At 67.3% G+C, this 17684-nt stretch carries 18 protein-coding genes; 7 read left to right on the forward strand and 11 right to left on the reverse strand.

The window, feature by feature from the left end:
• Window positions 1-33: 33 nt before the first annotated feature.
• Complete coding sequence (locus OG819_RS47460) at window positions 34-2019, reverse strand: polyprenyl synthetase family protein (protein ID WP_266655951.1); 1986 nt, start codon at window positions 2017-2019, stop codon at window positions 34-36.
• 581 nt (window positions 2020-2600) lie between these two features.
• On the reverse strand, window positions 2601-2741 hold the full coding sequence (locus OG819_RS59275) for an HNH endonuclease (RefSeq protein ID WP_331761339.1): 141 nt from the start codon (window positions 2739-2741) through the stop codon (window positions 2601-2603).
• Between the two features lie 419 nt (window positions 2742-3160).
• On the opposite strand from OG819_RS59275, the gene OG819_RS47470 reads away from it, so the two are divergent.
• From OG819_RS47470 to OG819_RS47480, 3 genes are all read left to right on the forward strand, one after another.
• Complete coding sequence (locus OG819_RS47470; RefSeq protein ID WP_266637640.1) at window positions 3161-3988, forward strand: transposase family protein; 828 nt, start codon at window positions 3161-3163, stop codon at window positions 3986-3988.
• Window positions 3989-4292: 304 nt separating this feature from the next.
• Window positions 4293-5276: a hypothetical protein gene (locus OG819_RS47475; RefSeq protein ID WP_266637642.1), complete on the forward strand. Its 984-nt coding sequence runs from the start codon at window positions 4293-4295 to the stop codon at window positions 5274-5276.
• Window positions 5277-5496: 220 nt separating this feature from the next.
• On the forward strand, window positions 5497-5844 hold the full coding sequence (locus OG819_RS47480) for a hypothetical protein (protein WP_266637644.1): 348 nt from the start codon (window positions 5497-5499) through the stop codon (window positions 5842-5844).
• A 124-nt stretch (window positions 5845-5968) separates the two neighbouring features.
• On the opposite strand, the gene OG819_RS47485 is transcribed toward OG819_RS47480, so the two are convergent.
• Window positions 5969-7114 carry an epoxide hydrolase family protein gene (locus OG819_RS47485; protein WP_266637646.1) on the reverse strand — a complete coding sequence of 382 codons (1146 nt, stop codon included), beginning with the start codon at window positions 7112-7114 and terminating at the stop codon, window positions 5969-5971.
• A 62-nt stretch (window positions 7115-7176) separates the two neighbouring features.
• On the opposite strand from OG819_RS47485, the gene OG819_RS47490 reads away from it, so the two are divergent.
• Window positions 7177-8145 carry a YafY family protein gene (locus tag OG819_RS47490; RefSeq protein WP_266637648.1) on the forward strand — a complete coding sequence of 323 codons (969 nt, stop codon included), beginning with the start codon at window positions 7177-7179 and terminating at the stop codon, window positions 8143-8145.
• Window positions 8146-8279: 134 nt separating this feature from the next.
• Here the strand turns inward: OG819_RS47490 and OG819_RS47495 are convergent, their stop codons facing one another.
• Window positions 8280-8729: a hypothetical protein gene (locus tag OG819_RS47495; RefSeq protein WP_266637650.1), complete on the reverse strand. Its 450-nt coding sequence runs from the start codon at window positions 8727-8729 to the stop codon at window positions 8280-8282.
• A 349-nt stretch (window positions 8730-9078) separates the two neighbouring features.
• On the opposite strand from OG819_RS47495, the gene OG819_RS47500 reads away from it, so the two are divergent.
• Together OG819_RS47500 and OG819_RS47505 are read left to right on the forward strand one after the other, a co-directional pair.
• Window positions 9079-9309 carry a hypothetical protein gene (locus tag OG819_RS47500; RefSeq protein ID WP_266637652.1) on the forward strand — a complete coding sequence of 77 codons (231 nt, stop codon included), beginning with the start codon at window positions 9079-9081 and terminating at the stop codon, window positions 9307-9309.
• A complete protein-coding gene (locus OG819_RS47505) occupies window positions 9299-9583 on the forward strand; it encodes a hypothetical protein (protein WP_266655952.1) in 285 nt (94 codons plus the stop codon). The genes OG819_RS47500 and OG819_RS47505 overlap by 11 nt, the downstream gene beginning before the upstream one ends.
• Before the next feature lie 429 nt (window positions 9584-10012).
• On the opposite strand, the gene OG819_RS47510 is transcribed toward OG819_RS47505, so the two are convergent.
• From OG819_RS47510 to OG819_RS47535, 6 genes are all read right to left on the reverse strand, one after another.
• Window positions 10013-10522 carry a hypothetical protein gene (locus tag OG819_RS47510; protein ID WP_266653364.1) on the reverse strand — a complete coding sequence of 170 codons (510 nt, stop codon included), beginning with the start codon at window positions 10520-10522 and terminating at the stop codon, window positions 10013-10015.
• A gap of 35 nt (window positions 10523-10557) precedes the next feature.
• Window positions 10558-11154 carry a DUF6262 family protein gene (locus OG819_RS47515; protein ID WP_266653362.1) on the reverse strand — a complete coding sequence of 199 codons (597 nt, stop codon included), beginning with the start codon at window positions 11152-11154 and terminating at the stop codon, window positions 10558-10560.
• Window positions 11144-13651: a tyrosine-type recombinase/integrase gene (locus OG819_RS47520; RefSeq protein WP_266653360.1), complete on the reverse strand. Its 2508-nt coding sequence runs from the start codon at window positions 13649-13651 to the stop codon at window positions 11144-11146. Before OG819_RS47520 ends, OG819_RS47515 begins: the two co-directional genes overlap by 11 nt.
• Window positions 13648-14793 (reverse strand): tyrosine-type recombinase/integrase, encoded by a 1146-nt coding sequence (locus OG819_RS47525; RefSeq protein ID WP_266653358.1) that lies wholly within the window; start codon window positions 14791-14793, stop codon window positions 13648-13650. The genes OG819_RS47520 and OG819_RS47525 overlap by 4 nt, the downstream gene beginning before the upstream one ends.
• Window positions 14794-15496: 703 nt before the next feature.
• Window positions 15497-15970: a helix-turn-helix domain-containing protein gene (locus tag OG819_RS47530; protein WP_266655953.1), complete on the reverse strand. Its 474-nt coding sequence runs from the start codon at window positions 15968-15970 to the stop codon at window positions 15497-15499.
• Entirely contained in the window at window positions 15967-16452 is a 486-nt protein-coding gene (locus tag OG819_RS47535) for a hypothetical protein (protein ID WP_266656561.1), read from the reverse strand. The genes OG819_RS47530 and OG819_RS47535 overlap by 4 nt, the downstream gene beginning before the upstream one ends.
• Here OG819_RS47535 and OG819_RS47540 point away from each other — a divergent pair.
• Window positions 16424-17053 (forward strand): IS5 family transposase, encoded by a 630-nt coding sequence (locus OG819_RS47540; protein WP_266656513.1) that lies wholly within the window; start codon window positions 16424-16426, stop codon window positions 17051-17053. The two genes, OG819_RS47535 and OG819_RS47540, sit on opposite strands and share 29 nt — an antisense overlap.
• Here the strand turns inward: OG819_RS47540 and OG819_RS47545 are convergent.
• Window positions 16971-17537 (reverse strand): hypothetical protein, encoded by a 567-nt coding sequence (locus OG819_RS47545; RefSeq protein ID WP_266655954.1) that lies wholly within the window; start codon window positions 17535-17537, stop codon window positions 16971-16973. The genes OG819_RS47540 and OG819_RS47545 overlap by 83 nt on opposite strands.
• Between the last annotated feature and the right edge of the window lie 147 nt (window positions 17538-17684).

A 17684-nucleotide genomic window follows, 5' to 3' on the forward strand; every position in this document is an offset into this window, starting at 1 on the left:
GCGCGGGGAGACTGTGTTCCTCCAGCCCCGGGACTACCGCGTGGACGGGGCCGGGGCGGCAGGCCGGCTGATCTCACGGCGCAGGCGCTCCAGGTCCGGTCCCTCCGCTGCGGTATCGGGCTGATACCTTTCGGACTCTTCCTGCCGCATATCGAGGAACAGTTTCAACATGTCGTAGATCGCCGCATACCGGTTGCCCTGGCCGGAGAGGCCGGGCAACGTGCGGAAGAGTACGGGCACGTACGTGAATACCGCGTTGAACTGGGCACGTTTCTCCGCCACCTGGCGCTCCACCCGCTCGATAGCTTCCGCACGGCTGCACCCCATCTCGTGACGGATCGCCCTGACCAGGTTGTAGGGGACCTGGTCTGCCTCGTCCTGGTCCACTCCCGCCATGTCGTTCTCAGCGAAGATGACGAAGAAGCCGAGATCCTCAAGACGTCGGACCATGCGGTGGCTGCGCACCGCCGGCGGCATCTCCCGGTCCTGCACAATCTCCGAGCACGCCATGCCGACCTCGAATCCACCGGTCGACCTCCGCAACGGCAGCCAGTCCGCTGTTGAGGGGATGTAGCCGCTGATGCGGTGGCGCGTCTCACGCTCGCAGGCGTGGAGCCATTCCTCGATGTTGTCGAGCAATGCCTCCTGCCATCGCACTGTCCTGCTTTTGCACAGGCGCGGCCACAACTGCGCCCAGGCCGTCGGGATCGCGCCGTGCGTCGAGGGTTCGCCCAGGTCCTGGCGCAGTGTTGCCACCAGGCCTTCCCGCAGTGCGGTGACGGCTTGCGGGTCCGTCAGCTGCGGATCCTCGAACAGGTCGTCCCACACAGCGAACAGCGTGCCCAGGGCTGCGCTGTTCTGTTTCCTTTCGGAGAGGTCATCGTCGCTGCCGTCGGCGTTGGTGGCCCCCTCCGCCACCCGAGGAAGGATCCGCTCGATCATCGACAGGGTGCCCGTCAGCCGGTGGTGGTCGGCCTCGGCCGGGGTGGCGGCGATGCCGGTGTCCACGAGCCAGCTCTTCAGCCACTGCGTGACCTGCTGAGCTTGCGCGTTGTCCTGGGGCTGAGGTGCCTGCCGGACCTGGTGGGGAATGGCCGCGGGGCGGGAAGCAATGGGCCGGTCGAGTACGGCCCGAGCGTAGGCCGTCAGCCCGTCGAGCGCAGGGAGGTGATCGGCAAGATCGGAGAGCTGATCGGTGGCCTTTGCCATGTGCGCGTCGGCCACCGCCTGTGCCTCCTGCACGGCCCCGGAGGCGACAACGAGGTCCCGGGCCCGTGCGGCTTCCTCCTGTGTCAGCTCCCTGCCCAAAAGACGGCCAAGGTCACGGTCGCGGGAAGCCGCGCGGATCACAGGCAGGGTGTAGACGCCCTCGGACAGATCCGTGTTGACGGGCTTGCCCAGCTCCTCGGCTGTGGACGTCAGATCGAGAATGTCATCGCGTAGCTGATAGGCGTACCCGAACTGCCAACCGAACCCGGCCAGCGCCTCCTCCCGGCTCTCCTGCCGACCGTCGGCCCTGTCCGCCTGCATCGCCCCCAGCCGACAGGCCAGGGCGAACAGATGCGCCGTCTTGCCCCCAATCGCGTCGAGGTAGGCCTGCTCGCTGCGCGAGGCCGAATACAGGTCGGCCGCCTCCATCACCATGCCGGCGCACATGCGTTCGTTCGCCATCGTCCCCTCGGTGACTTCGCGCTGACCAAGCTGCGCCAGCATGTTCAGGCCGGTGAGCATCACGCAGTCCCCGGCGAGGATGGCGAGGTGTTCACCCCATACCGCGTTAGCGCTGGGGCGGCCCCGGCGCTCGTGAGCATGGTCCACGACGTCATCGTGGTAGAGCGCGCCCAGGTGCAGCAGCTCGACGGCTGCGGCGGCGCGCACTGCCCGGTCATCGGCCGGCGCCGAAGGATCCGTAAGAACGTAGTACGAGAGCAGAGCAAGGGTGGGACGGACCAGGCCGCGGGACGTACCGGGCCCTTCCCGCGTGAGCGCGTCGAGTTCGGGCCTGCCCTGGATACGCACCGGTCCAAGAGCGTCACGGACCCTGTCCAAGTCCGCCTCCAGACACGGGAAAACGGCAGGGTCAATCCCAGAAGGTGGCATGTTGCGCTCCTGACACTGGTCGGTGTTCAACGAGCGGGAGGACAGCCGACACGTAGCAGCAGGGCGTCGCAGCACCCGCTCCCTGTTGTGACCACCCCCGCGTCTCGCCACCAGGAAACAGATGCCAGTCGCAGTGCGCGCACTGTCCTGAGCTAAACCACCTAATCGCATGAACTGACCGAATCTGCTGATCTGTAACTTCTGGTCAGTAAGCCTTTCTCCAATCTCTCCGCGCAGTGCGGACACGTCCCCCTCCCACAGAACCGGCCGGACGCCTGGCCGGCCGCCGAACATGCCGCATCTCCAGTGCGTCCCCGCCGCCCGCTTCCATGAGCGCCGGCGGCGTGCTGAGGGTGCCGACGTTGGAAGCGGCGTAGGCGACGCCCCGGGCCCGACTCTTGTCCCTCGGTCGGGTAGCCGGAGCGCATTGCTGCGCCCCGGCCCCCTCAGAACCGGACGTGCGACGTTAACCGCATCCGGCTCAAGCAAGCCCCTATGGGCTACGCGGGTTCCTGCTCACGAGGCCGTTTCCCGTCGCTGGCGTGGTGCTGGCGATGGCAGTCGGCGTGTACGAGACGAAGGTTCGTTCTGCTGTCCGCTCCGCCATCGCGCCGGTAAACGAAGTGATGCTTGTTGAGCATCTTCTTCGAGGCCGCGAACCATTCGATCCACTCGCGTGGGCTGTCCGGTTCGTATTCGGCTCCGACGATCAGGGCTTGACGGCACAGGGGGCATAGCCCCTTCTGCCTGACCGCGAGGAGAGGAAGTCCTCACCGCCCTGGAGAAGGCCGCCACCGAGGAGGAGAAGGCCAGGTCAAAAGGGGCAGCCTCGAAGAACGAAACGGGCCCGCCGAAGGCGGCCGCGCCTCCGTCTGAAGTGTCCGCGCCGCCGGAAACGAATGACCCCGATGGTCTCAGTGAAGTCTTCTCAGCAACGTGACGGTTGCGGTGTGTGACGCTGCCGGACGGCGCGGGATGGTGACTCGGCGTCAGACATGAGTGAAGCCCCTGGTAGGAACGGGTCTGCGAAGATCACGTTCCGCACAACCAGAGGCTCCACGTGGCGTCCAGTATCACCTACACCGCCGTGCTCGATGTCCGCAGGGCGACCGCCGAGCATCTCGCGAAGCTGCTGCGCGGGCACCGCGAACAGCTCGGGACCCGCAAGGGCACTCGCGCGCTGGGCGTCTTCCGGCAGGCGGTGCTCGTGCTGCGCTGGTTCGTCGACGGTACCCGGCTGGTCCAACTCGCCCGGGACAACGGCATCTCGGTACCGACCGCCTACCGCTACCTGCACGAAGGGCTGACGGTGCTCGCCGACCACGCTCCCGATCTGTCCACCGCGCTGGAGAGGGCAGCGGCAGCCGGGTACACCCACCTCAACCTGGACGGCACGGTCATACGCACCGACCGAGTGGCCGCCGCCGGCCCCAACGGCGCGGACCTGTGGTGGTCGGGCAAGCACAAGCACCACGGAGGAAACGTGCAGGTCATCGCCGCCCCGGACGGCTGGCCCATCTGGGTCTCCCCGGTCCGCCCGGGCCGCGAGCACGACACCACCTGCGCACGGGCCCACGGACTGGTCGACACCCTGAACCGGCTCGCCGCCACCCTGGGCGTCCCCACCCTGACCGACCTCGGCTACGAGAACGCCGGGCCCGGCTTCCGCCACCCGGTCAAGAAGCCCAACGGCGGTGAACTCGCCGAACCCGACCAGGCGTTCAACGCCGTAATCCGAGGCGTCCACGCTGTCGCCGAACGTGCCAACGCCCTGCTGAAGGTCACTTTCAAGGCCCTGCGCAGGGTCAGCCTCGACCCTGCGGCCATCACCCGCATCGCCCGAGCCGCCCTCGTCTTGCTCCAGCTCGAGCACGGCCGCACCGCCTGAACGAAGATCACAAAACGTCACGAGGCGTTACCGAGAAGAGTTCAGTGAGTATATCGATCTCCCTTCCGATATTCTGGCAGCATTGACGCGGCTCGCCCTCGGCGCATTTGCGGGAGTGGCCTTATCCTCTCAGCTCAACGGGATTTCAGCAGCAATAGCGGTCGGAGCATCGGCTCCGGCACTGCTAACGCAATTCGGTGGCCTTAAGGCAGCCCAGGCGGCGATCAGCGAGAGCTCTCCTGGCACTTCGGATTCTGGCCAGTGACACGCACGTCACCGTACGAGCCGAATAAGGATCTACATCATGAACATTTCCGGTCGCCGATACTGGATATCATTGACCGATTCCAGAGGTGAAACTCCTGTAGCGCTGGATGATTTAGTCGAGCGAGGGCGCCGCAAAGACCAGAGTTTATGGCGCAGGTATCTCGCCTCGTTACTCGACGTCAACCTGGTCAAAGAAGGCCCGCCCGCCACCAAGGTGCGGCATGCCGAACGCACCGCAACCCCGGCTCCCCGTCAGGGCAGCGAAACCGACAACAGGGCTAAGGTCCTGCACGCGCGGGTCAGCAAAATCTCGCGTGCCACCGAGGTACGGCATACCGATCAACCCGAGGACCCAGCTGAAGGGTGGAGTGACAAGAGCGCCAACAGGACCAGGATCCTAATCGCGTCCATCGGCACGCTGGCGGGCATCGCCGCCGCGGCCACCGGATCCTTCCTCGCTCAGAATGGTGAGAGCGCTGCACCGCCTGCTTCAGTCTCCCCACCCGTCTCATCCTCGGCCGGGACTGATGACCCCTGCGATCTGCACCGGCTCGCCGACTCCTGGAATCAGCCGCCGTCACAGCGCTACAACGAGACGCTGTTCGGGAACCGCGAGGCGCCACGTGTCTACACGCAGGTGGGTGGCCCGGCGGGGAACCCCGAAATCAGCGTCAAGGGGCAGCTGAGCCTCGACATCCCGGCAGGCCAGGTCCTCTATCTCATCACCCGGCCCGACCCGGACTCGAAAGACGAGTACGGACACCCGGGAAACGGCCATTTCTATCCGGGCGCACCCATCAGCCCCACGTCCAGCGGCTGCTGGGAGGACGACAACCACTCGGTCGGTTATCCCGGCGTCGAGGGAATCAGCGTGAACTACCTGCTCGTCCTCGTGGGTTCCGACGAGGCCGCGAAGTTCCCGGTCGACTCCAAGGCAAAAAACTGGGACGGATACAGCGCGGTCGACTGGCAGGCGATTACCAAGATCGACGTCATGGAGTTCCACGTCTCAACAGCCTAGGTGTCCTGCCCGAAGAAGCGATCGTGTCGGCCCATCCACCGCAACCCGGTCCAGACCGCTCACCCCTTTGCACCGGGTCTCTGCTTGGGGATATTGCACGCAACCTGGGCAACCCGAGCGGCGAGTACGGCATGGACGGTACCGGGGCCACGGCGGCCTCTTTCGCGCCACCGTGAAGGAGTCCGGTGCCTTCTGTACGGGCGGTGGGTAGCTCATGGGGATGGCGAAGAAGAGAAGGACGAAGGCGCGCTCCTCCACCGGGCTGGTGCGGCTGACCAAGCAGAAGATCGTCGACGGCTTACCGGGGCCGGACGGCGTACGGATCCGGTACGCGGTACCGGAGGAGGCCGACGCGGTGACCGAGCTGCTGAAGATGGCCGACGACGACCTGGAGACCGGCCATCTCGAAGCACTCGCCGACGGGCAGTGCGGCACGTGGCTGCTGGACGCGCTGACCGGCGCCAGGCCAGCTGTCCGGTCTCAGTCGACCTGGTCCCAATCTCAGGTGATCTGGTCCGATTCGCCCGTCGTCTCAGGCGATCTGGTCGGTGTGACTGCTGTGCGGTGAAGTTGAGGAATCCGAGACTGCCGCCGGTCAGAGGGAGCCCGGAGTGGTTCAGCCCGGGCAGTCTCGACCTGGCGATTCAAGGCCGTGGGCTGCCCGGGCATTCTCGGGGTGCCCACCGTAGGTGTCAGGCGCCGAGCGTGCGGAAGAAGGCGCGGACGTCGGTGACGAACGCCTCTGGCTGCTCCAGCGCGAGGAAGTTGCCGCCGTGCTCCAGCTCGCTCCAGTGGGTGATGTAGTGGTCCCGCTCGGCAAAGCGGCGGATGGCGATGTCGGTGTGCAAGGCAACGGCCACGCCGGTCGGGACGGTGCCGCGCGTCTTCGGGGCCCAGGCGCTGGCGTCGTGGCCTGCCTCGTAGTAGAGGTTCGCCGAGGAGCCGGCCGTGCCGCTGAACCAGTAGACGCTGATGTTGGTCAGCAGGCGGTCGCGGCCCACGGCGTCCTCGGGGAGCTCGGCGGCCGGGTCCGTCCACTCCTTGAACTTTTCGGCGATCCAGGCGAGTTGGCCGACCGGCGAGTCGTGCAGGCCGTAGGCGAGGGTCTGCGGGCGGGTGGACTGGATGGCGTTGAAGCCCATCTTGTCCTGCTGGAAGTTCTCCAGCCGGGCCAGCCGCTCCATCTCGGGCCCGGTCAGCCCCTCGAGTTCGGCGGGATCCCCGGAGGGGAAGGTGACCAGGCCGTTGACGTGAATGCCGACGATCCGCTCGGGTGCCTGGCGCCCCATCTCGGCGGCGACCCAAGCGCCGCCGCCCGTTCCCTGAACGCCGTAGGCGCTGTAGCCGAGCCGGCTCATCAGCTCGACGAACGCGCCTGCGATGCGGCCGGTGTTCCAGCCGGCCTCGCCGAGCGGACCGGAGAAGCCGGTGCCGGGGGTGGAGGTCACGATGACGTGGAAGTCCTGCGTCAGCGGGCGGATGACCTCGACGAACTGCACGAACGAGCAGGGCCAGTCGTGCAGCAGGAGCAGCGGGACGGCCGCCGGGTTCTGCGAACGGACGTGTAGGAAGTGGATGTTCTGGCTGTCGATCTCGGTGGTGAACTGGGGGAACTCATTGAGCTCCGCCTCCGCCTTGCGCCAGTCGAAACCGTCGGCCCAGTACGCGGCCAGGGCCTTGAGGTAGTCGGTGGGTACACCCCGGCTCCAGCCGGTGCCGGGGATCTCGCTGCCCCAGCGGGTACGCGCCAGCCGGTCGCGCAGGTCGTCGAGCTCGTCCTGCGCGACGTCGATGCGGTACGGGTGGATCCGGGCGTCGGTGTTGCTGCTGCTCTCCATGGGTAAGACAGTATTCTCAATATAGGCACGCTACGTTCCTAATGACACCTCAGGCTGGCTTCATGCTTGATACTTCCGCGCGTTTGCTGCGTCTGCTCTCCCTGCTGCAGACCCCGCGGGCCTGGCCGGGATCCGAACTGGCCGAGCGCCTGGGGGTGAGCGGCCGTACCGTCCGCAATGACATCGACCGACTGCGCGAGCTCGGCTATCCCGTGGACGCCACGCGCGGAGCCACCGGCGGCTACCGGCTGGGCGCCGGGGCGGCGATGCCCCCGCTGCTACTCGACGACGAGGAGGCCGTCGCGGTGACGATCGCGCTGCGCACCGCGGCGCAGGGCGCCGTCCCCGGCACCGAGGAGACCTCGCTGCAGGCGCTGGCCAAGCTGGAGCAGGTGCTGCCCTCGCGGCTGCGCCGACGGGTGCGGACGATCCAGGCGTACACCGTGGCCGTGCCAGCCGACCGTCCGGCCCCGACCGTCTCCGCGGACGTGCTGACCGCCCTGGTCTCCGCCTGCCGCGACCGGGAACGGCTGCGCTTCGCCTACCTGGCCCACGCCGGATCGCCCACCCGCCGTGTGGTGGAGCCGTATCGGGCGGTGAACTGGGGACGGCGCTGGTACCTGGTGGCGTGGGACGTCGAGCGCGAGGACTGGCGGACCTTCAGGGTCGACCGAATCCAGCCCTCCACCCCGACCGGACCGCGCTTCGCCCCGCGCGAACCGCCCGGCGGCGACATCGCGGCGTACGTCTCCCAACGGGTGTCGAGCGCGGCCTGGCGCTACCGCGCGCGGGTGACCGTCCATGCCCCGGCGACGGCGGTGATCGAGCAGATCAACCCCGCAGTTGGCACAGTCGAGGCGCTCGACGCCGACAGCTGCGCCCTGATCACCGGTGCAGACACGGTGCAGACCCTCGCCGTCTACCTGGGCATGCTCGACTTCGACTTCGACGTCACCGAGCCCGTGGAACTGGTCACCTACCTCCGTCGACTCGCCGACCGCTACGCCCGCTCTACACCGCCTACCCGTTGAGGCGAAAAGACCCGCCAGGCCCGCCAAGACCGGTATCAAACAGATCCGCCGCTGCCGGACCAGATTCTCTGAGACAACTCAGGAGAACAGCCCCGGCGGACCACATCAAATGAGATCCGCGTCAGGCAGCCGTCTCAACCCATCTGGTCGCCCCAGCTCACAGCTCCAGGTCCGGACCAGATCAATTGAGACGGGACACCAGCGGAGACGGGCGTGTCCATCGGGTGCAGCCAGCGGACCGGGACGGTGAGCGCGGCGACCCGAGGGAGCTCCACGGGTTCGCCGTCGGCATCGAGCAGCATGCCGGTGACCTGGTAGCCGTGGCCGGGCGGCAAGCCGGCGGCCTCGACCTGGTCCTCGGTGAGTTCCACCGTGATGCGGGTGGTGGCGGCCATCCGCAGACCTTGGGCGGTACGGGCTTCGGTGTCGACGTCGGTGACGGACAACGGGAAGTACGTGCCGCGCAGCCAGCTCAGGGCCCACCAGGAGTCGCCCATCGTCTCCGGTCGGTATCGCCGGTACGGGAGCGCGAACGGCACCTCGCAGCGGTACGTCTGCCCCACCCTGACGTCCTTGGTGCGCATGCCTCCAGGGTGCTCCCCGCCGGGCACCATCGCCGCCCGCGCGTCCAGACACCGACGGCCAACGCCGCTCCGGCATCCCGGCCTGACCCGTCCGGCGGGACCCAGCCCGCCGCCCGAACCTGGGTCTGCTTTGATCCCTGGGTCCTGGGTCCTGGGTCCAGCTGGGTCCGGGATCTGTGTCATCGGCGCCGATCTGTGTCATCAACCCCCTGTTCTCCCAGGTGGTCGCGGCGACCTGTGCCACTGTTCAGCTGTGTCATCGGGCCGGGTTTCGTCCGTACCGCAGACCAATGCCGCGCCCCGGCGATACCGTGATGACACACGCCATATGACGCCCCAGGAGCCCTCGATGAGCCAGGAGCCGGCCACCGCGCCCGACCGCCAGCCGCTCGATGCGACCGCCGCCGAATCGGTCCGCAGGTACGCGGCCGACCAGCGCGCGCGGGTCGACGTCCTCGCCTCCGTCCTGGAGGACATCGCTGAGAACGGCTACCCCTCGCCGGAGTCCGGCGTGCCGTGGGAGGTCGCCCGCGACGCCCACCTAGCCCGTCTCGCCGACGGGGAGCCCCGTGTCGCTTGACCACGGTGCGCGGCGCTCCCGGGTCATTCTGGTGGAGCCCGCGCTCACCCAGCTGGCGAAGCTCACCGCGGACGAGACGCACCGCCTGGACCGCGCGATCGTCGCGATCAGCGTCAACCCAGAGCTCGGCACCGAGGTGCCCGGCACCCTGCTGCGCGACTACGTCGACGAGGTCGACGGCGTGCGGGTGATCTTCTATGTGACGGCTCTGGGGTCTGGCGTTATCTCGGGTTTGTGTGGCGTCGTTGCAGCTCAGAGCTTCGCTGCTGTGTGAGGGACGTTAGCCACGGTCCCGCTTCAAATAGGGTGACGGGGTGTCTCAGAGTCCTGATCAGCCGCTTCTGCCGTCTCGTCATCAAGTTGGCAGCCTTCGTGACTTCCTCCATGGAAGGACGTACTCGGCTGCCTCAGTCACCATCCGGCTCGACGGTGCACCGTCTCATGCTGCGGGCTCGCCTCTGGATGACGTGAGCAAGGTCTCCGATGCCCTGTATGAGGTTGTCGACGGTCTCGCTAGGCAGGTGCTGGACGCGGTTTTCTCCGGGCAGCCGAACGCTGAGGCGCGTGGGTCGCGCTCTTGCTGATCGCCCAGAACTGGCGGGACTCACCTGATCTGCCGGCAGAGTTGAAGACCTTGGTTAATGAGGCCCTTCCACTCTGATGGGCGGCAACGCTGGATCGTCACCAGTCGAGCTCCGTCAGGTCATCGCTCCTGGTCTCCAGCTGCGCGGAGTCTGGCAGCGGCTTCAGCGGGTGTGTCGTAGTAGCCGGGGCGAGCCAGGAGGACCGAGCTGAAGTAGTAGCCCTGTTCTTCGTCGGGTTTGTCGTCCGCTTCGAAGGGGCGCCAAAAGCTGAGAAGAAGGTCTGGTGCGATGAAGGAGGCCGGGTCGTCCTCGGCCTCGGTGATCGTGGCGAGCCCTCGCAGCTGGGTGACCACCTCGGCAGCGGGCAGACCGAAGACATCGATGCCGCGGAACCGGACGATGTCTTGGCCGCTGGCGGGTCGGCCCAGCTCGATTGCTTCCAGCTTGCCGCGCGAGCAGTGAATGCTGACCATCAGGCCGCTTGGCCGGAAGACGAACCTGCCCAATTGGTCTGATTCCGAGATCGCTGAGGAATCGCGGAACGAGGCGAGCGCTTGGTCTGCCGCCTCGCGGGGCATGCCGATGACCAGGGCGCCGAGACCGGTGGGCGGCGTGAGTTCGAATTCCATGAGCGAATGATTCCAGAACCGATGATCGGCGGGATTCAGCGCTCTGGTGGCAACCGATTCTCGTTGCGGATCATGCGGCGGAGGCTTGTGCGGGCAGCTGCCAGGTCGTCCTCGAGCTCGGTGACTCGTTGCCGGAGCTGTGTGTTCTCTGTGGTCGCCTGCCGTTCCGCCGTGGAGAGTCGTAGGTTCTCCTCGGTGAGCTCGCTGATGCGGTTGACCAGGTCGTGGTTGCCTAGCTGTTCGACCTGTTGGCCCAGATGAATGCGGGCTTGTTGCCGTAGCTGTCCGTTCTCGGTTCGGAGCTGTTTGATCTCCTGTCGGGCGAGAAGCAGGTCGGTCTGCTCGCTGGCGGTGGAGACCTTCCGCCCGCTCCGCTGGTCCTGGTGGCCTTGGGCAGCCTGTCGGGCTCGTGCCTGATCGATGCGTTCGCGCAGGCCAGGAGCATAGACGAGCCAGCTGGAGACGCCGGCTTCGCGGGCGACCGCGGCGAAGGTGATCCGGCGGTTGTCGCGGAGCATGTCCTGGACGGCCTTGAGGACGCGTCCCCGTTTGTCGGCACTGTCCCGTTGACGTGCGGCCTTGAGGATGTCTGCGGGTGTCCTGGAGGGCTTCTCGGATGTCTCAGCAGGCATCCGGGGCGTCCTTGCGGATCACGGTCAGCGGCAGCAGCTTGTGGTCCCGGGTCGCGCGAACCTTCCGCAGGACCGCGCTGGCCTCCTCGATCTCCTCGCGCTCGTCCTGGGGGAGCTTGCTGAGCCGGTCACGCATGGTGTCGGCGACGGTCGTGAAGGCGGTGATCTGGTCGGCGAGGTTGCGGACGACGAAGTCGTCGGCGTCCATGGCCTTGGCAGTCTCGCGGTCGGCCCGCAGGTCGTTGACGTGCTCTTCGATCGCGGGCAGGTAGGACGGGTCGGGGCGATAGAAGCCGCAGCCGGCGCACTGAAAGCGAATCGCGCAGGCTTTGCCGCCCGCCTTGACGTTGCTGGGCTCGCGACAGTTGCCGAACGGGACGGCGACCGATTGCGCCTCGTAGTCGGCGGTGCTGGTGAACGGTGCCGGCCGTCCGGAACGGTCGATGGTGTGCTGCCGCATGGTCGTGATCGCTTCGCGTTTCCGCTTCAGGGACACCTGGTAGTACGACATCGTGGTGACGATCGACCGGTGGTCCATGAGCTCTTTGAGCACGTCAACGGGGACGCCGGCGTCGGCGTAACGCTGGGCATAGGCGTGCCGGAACGCGTAGAGGAAGATCAGCGAGCGGTCGAACGGCAGCCTGTTGCCGTGCTCGTCCAGTTCGTCGCTCAGCAGCACCGGGATGGCCGCGACCCAGTCCCGCATCGCGTTGGCCAGGTTGGACCCCATGTGCGCGATCCCGCTGCGGCCAGTGATCGACGGGAACAGGTACTTCCGGCTGCGGGAGGGAACCTCCAGCTGACGTCGACGGGACTGCCAGGTCCTGATCACCGCGGCGGTCTCGCGGGTGATCGGCAGCTTGCGGCCGTAGCGGCGCTTCTTGACGTTGTCCCAGATCAGGGTGTCTTCGACTCCGTGGGTCTCCACGCACTCGAGCCGCAGGCTGGCGATCTCGACGGGACGGCGGCCGGTATCACGTAGGACCAAGTAGGCCGTCTGCATCATCAGCTCGACGTCGGCCGGCTCCATCTCGCCGTAGCGGAAGCCGGCTCCCATCAGGGCAAGGTGGGCATCGAGCTGGGCGATGACGGGCTCAGGGACGGCCCGGCCGGCGGCGTCCTCGCTCGTCTCCTCGGGCGGCAGGACCAGTGTTTTGTCCCGGTCGAAGCTGCCGGGCATGCCGGTCAGCATGTCCGTCTTGCGGCCGAAGTCGACGATTTCCATGAAGTAGCCGAACGACTGCTGGCGATGGTTTCGGCTGGCGAGTTCGTCATCGGTGGTGCGTCGGATGCGGCTCATCGCGGTGAAGACCGCCTGCATGTCGGCGAACCGCAGCTTCGTGTAGTCCTGGCCCCCGCCGGGCCGTGCATGCAGTGCATCGGAAGCGACGACGCAAGCAGCGAACACCTGCTTGAACTTGCCACTGTCCAAGCTGACCGTGGTGGCCCATGTCTTGATCACCTCTCGGAGCCACGGCTGGCGGATGGCGGAAGCGTCGACCTGCCCCGGGCGGCTGCGGCGCCCGCCCAGCGCCGGGGACCGCAGATTCATCCAGCCCAGGTCCCACGTGTCGGCATCGGTGGGCGTCAGGCCGCGGAACGACAGAGAGGCTCGGCGCAGGCCTCGAACGGTCTCCCGGATCAAGGCCGCGAGGTTGTGGTGCTGGTAGATCCCCTCGATGAAGGCCGCGACGTCCACCGTCAGCAGGCTCGGGACGCCCTCCAGCCGGCGGGTCAGATGGCGGGTGGCCATCGGCTCGATGATGCCGCCGCGGGCATCCCGTTGCTGCAGTGCGTAGAGAAGCTCCCAGCGGACAGGGTCCTCCAGGTCCCGCAGGGTGAACTGGTGGGTGAGCAGACGTGTGGCCACTTGCCGGGCCCATTGCTCGGGGTCGCGGGTCGCGCCCGCCCTCTTGTCACGGTCCCACCGCTGGACGTGCGTGCCGCAGAGTCCCGCGACCACTCGCTGGTTGAAGCAGCCCCGGACGATGCAGGTCGGCCTTGCTTCCAGCGGCTCCGCAGTGGTGACAGCCAGCCATTCCTCGACTGTGGTTTCCGGATTCCGGCGCCGGCGCCAACGCGAGTAGTGGGTGCGGCAGATCTTGCCGCTGTAGGCCGGCCGTTCGCATCTGCCGGAGAGACCTTCCAGAGCGCATGGCTCGCGTTCGGACCCCCATTTCGTGCGGATCCGTCGGGGCCGCTGGTAGGTGGCGACGAACTCTTCCCGGCTCAGCGTGCTGATCCTGTGAGCATCCAGGCAGTGCCGGCAGAGCAGGTTGCGGGAGGGCATCACGGTCCAGCACGAGGTGGTGGCGCACTTCGAGGCCGAGGTGCGCGGGTTGTCCACGTCGCCGTCGAAGAACCATGCCTGCTGGGACCACTCGCCCGGCCGCCAGAGAGGATCGACCTGGTCCTGCAGCCAGCTCGTCCAGGCCGTCAGGTCGAGGGGAACGACGTCGGAGTGCGGCTCCGCTGTGATCGGGGCGGGACTGGTCACGAGCGCCTCCCTGCTGCCACCAGCTCGACTGCCGCCCGCTTGTCCGCGTCACTGGCGTGCAAGTAGGGAGTCAGCGAGGACCGGGAGACGTGCCCCATCAGGTCCTGGACCACGTCCTCGTCGACGCCGGCGCGGACCCAGGCCGTGGCCGCCCCGTGCCGCAGCATGTGCGGACGTGCGGTGAGCTGGGTCTTCTTCGCCAGCCGGTCGAAGAGCTCCTTCGCCGTGCCGTAGCGCATCGGTCGCCCGAGCGGGACGTGGAAGAGGTTCACGAAGACCATGTCGCAATCGGCCGCCTCGGGGACCTCGTCCCGTTCGAGCTGGTAGTCCGCATAGAGCCCGGCGAGGTCCTCGGTCACCGGGATAACCCGGGCGAAGCGGGACTTGGCCAGGGCTCCGTTGGCGTTGTTCGCCCGCCGCCGGACGTGAATGTGCGGGCCCTCGACCCGGCATCCGAGCATCCGTGAGTCGCTGAGCAGGTGCATGTCCTGACGGCGTAGTCCCAGTGCCTCGCTGATCCGCTCTCCAGTGCAGCCGAGCAGGGCGATCAGGAACCGGTCGCGGGCCCGCGTGGCGACCTGGAACAGCTGGTCAGCCTCCTCCGGAGGCAGATACTCCACGGCCTCTTCGGACGGCTCCGGCAGCTTGAGGATCTTCGTCCTCACGGTGCGGAACTGGCCGTCCTCGCCCGCATCCTTGCCCGGGGGAAGCCAGCTCAGGTACTTCGGTTCCGACAGCCGGCCCACAAGCTCCGCGTCCACCCACTCATTGCGCGAGCAGAACCGCAAGAACTCGCAGACCCCGGTCATCACCGCGTTCGCGGACTTCTCCATCCGGAAGCGCGGCGGGGACGACAACCGCGGGCTGCGTGGAGGTAGCGGCTCGTCCACCAGCCAACGCAGGAACCGGGCCAGGTCGAGCAGCGTGATCGACTTCCAATCGAGGCCACGTTCGGAGCACCAGGTCAGCAGCAGAGCGGAACGGATGCCGTACGCCTTCTCGGTGTTGAACGACCGACCCATGTCCCGCAACGAAGCCAGGAACAGGCAGGACTCATGGTGAAGCCGGTACGACTCATCGACCACGACCCACAGCGGGCCCCCGTCGACCGGGGACTCGGCGCATGCAGCACGGAACTTCATGACACCGATGACTGACCGTCAAGACGTGCCTCACAACCAACAGATATCTCACAGTCACACGGACTGATGAGCCCATGTGCCTCACACAACAAGGGCAAGATCAGGACCGCAGATAACGATCACGATCGTCGCGTACGTTGAGGCGTAGGAGCCTCCCGAGCACCCGTGCAGAGCCCCGGACCAGCAATCGGTCCGGGGCGCTGCTGTGTGCAGTGAAGGGCGGTCGGTGGTGTTGTCTCGGTGGGTGGGTACGGGAGGCCGGGATGCCGGAGAGCGATGACATTCCGAGGTCGGCGCCCAGACCGCCAGCCTTTGGAGGAGCAGCTGCGCTCAGCAGCCGGGGACACAAAAAGGCACAAGTACATCGCTGAGGAGATCCGACGGACCCTGCAAATCTTGGTGCCAGGGCTCCTGGCCGCCGCCGAGCGGGTTGATCGTGATGTCCCGCATGCCGAACTAGCGGAACTCGTCAGCTGGCTGAAGCACTTCCCGCCTTCGTCAGCACCACAGTGAAGCAGCGCCACGCCGTGGGGTGCGGCGCCGTCGGGACCGAAATGAGGTGGGTGACGAGCTGTTGGCCCTGTGCCGATGGATCTTTGCCCACCTACGCGGGGAACTCTGGTGTCGGCATCGACACCGAGCACGCGATCGGCGCTGCACCCGGAGGTGCAGCGCCGATGTCCGTACGAGGCCGACGACCGGGTCAGCCGACGGCGTGCAGCGAGCCGCGGCGCTTGCCTGCGGCGGCCTTCTTGGCGGCGGCGAGGGCGGCCCGCTTCTTGCGCTGTTCGGCGAGCTGGTCCTGGTAAGCGGCGACGGCCTTGTGGTAGCTCGCCACGTAGTTCCTGTTGTCCAGGCGGTCCGCCTTGGGCATCGCCTTCACGGCAGCTTCGGCGTCCTCGGGACAGGCGTAGCCGGCCAGCATCGGGTTGATCTGGTAGACGCCGTTGCGGACCTTCTTAACGAGCTTGGCCAGCTCGAGCTCCCGTAGCGCGGCGTTCACGCTGGGGCGGCTGAGCCCGAGCAGCTCACCGAGGGCGGCCTGGTCGATGCTGATGCGGCCGCCGGCCTCGCTGCGTCCCCGGAGCTTGAGCAGCGCGCGGTAGGCGGCGGGCGGCAGGTCCAGGTCGGCGAGAAGGCTGTCGGCGTTGGTCGCCGCCCACTTCAAGGTGCTCACTGGGCTGTTCCCTCCTCCTGGCGCTGGGCACGGGCCAACCGGCGTTCAGCGCGTTCTTCGGCCCGCTTCTTGCGCAGTTCCTCGATCGCCTCGCGCATGTGCTCCAGCGACGGGAACCGCACGAGCTGCGGCAGGCTCTCATCCTTGCGGATGTTCGCGATCGTCTTGTCCTGGTCGACCTGGACGTACTCGGCTTCGACCAGCTCCGTGCCCGGGATGAACTCAGCTACACGGTACGAGTAGGGCGGGTTGAACTGGTAGACGCCCCGGCGCACCTTGAAGACGATGCCGTGCGACATCACTTCCCCGAGGGCCTCGTTGATCTTCGCTCGCTGCACGTCCAGGACCGTCGACATCTCCTCCTGGGTCAGCCGGATCTGCCCGCCAGCCTTCTGGCAGGCGATCATCAGCAGGATCAGCCGCAGCGGCAGGGCCTCACGGAAGTACTGCGCGATCAGGAAGAAGAACTCCAGCGAGTCCATGGAGAACGCCTTGGGGCGCTCGGGGGTGTCGTGGAAAGGCCGCAACACCGAGCCCAGCGCGGGGATCATCGACAGCCAGTCGGTGGATGCCTCCGAGACCGTCGGTGAGGACAGTCGCGGATATGACGGCGGGAAGTCGCGTGACGGGCGCAAACGCCACATCCTGACCGATAGCGACGGTCTGCTCCTGGAGGTGACCGTGACCACGGCTGATGTGCACGACTCCAAGGCCGCCCCCGCGCTGCTGGAGACCTTCATGGACCAGCCGGGCCGGCTGCTGAAGCTGGTGTGGGCCGACAGTGCCTACCAGGGGCCGGCGCTGGCAGAGGCGTTGGCACTTCACGGAGTGCGGACCGAGGTCGTGCGCCGCTCCGACGGACAGCGCGGATTTGTCGCACTGGCCCGCAGGTGGGTGGTGGAGCGAACACTGAGCTGGCTTTCCCGCTCACGCCGCCTCAACCGCGACCACGAACGCCGCCCCGACCACCACGCCCAGATGGTGTGGTGGGCCGCCGTGATCAGGCTGTCCCGGCGCCTGGCCGTGGACGCTCCGCGCTGGCCGGAGAAGCGTCCCGGCCGACTGCTCCGGGCGCGGGTGTGAACCGTCCGTCCGTCGCCCGCACCAGCCAGCCCCGCTTCTCCAGCACGTAGGCACGGTGCCGGATCTTCTCCACCTCGTTCTTGATCTCCGCTTCCCGGCCCACCGCCCGCGTCAGCTCCACCCCGTTCACCGGCCCCGAAGCGGCCACCACCGCGGCGAACACCTCCCGATCCAGGCCGCTGAGCACCTCCTCGCCCATGCCCGACCGCCACACCGGCGGCCGCTCGCCATGCCCCGCGCCCGGGCCGCCCGATCCCACGGCGGCAGCCATCTCACCACCAGACGGCACGGAAACCGGCGTATTCCCCGGGCTCTCCCCGGCCAGCACCGACACGAGCTCCTCACGCCCCACCCGGGCCCGCTCGACCCGCTCCCGCGCGGCATCCACCTCCGCCTGAACCTGCTCCAGAACCTCCGTCCAGGACTCCAGATCCTGCCTCGCCCGCGCCTCACGCTGTTCCATCAACCCCAGCACCGACGGCATCGCACCCTCCTCGATCCACAACAAGCCGTCCGCTGCCTGCCCCTACCCCAGGACGATCATGCCCCGCACACGAAGAAGTCCCTGTTCATCGAACAGGGACTTCCTTTGCCACAACGCACTTATACGACGGCGACCCCGCGTCCAAGA

The organism is Streptomyces sp. NBC_01549, assembly GCF_026339955.1.
GTDB lineage: Bacteria > Actinomycetota > Actinomycetes > Streptomycetales > Streptomycetaceae > Streptomyces.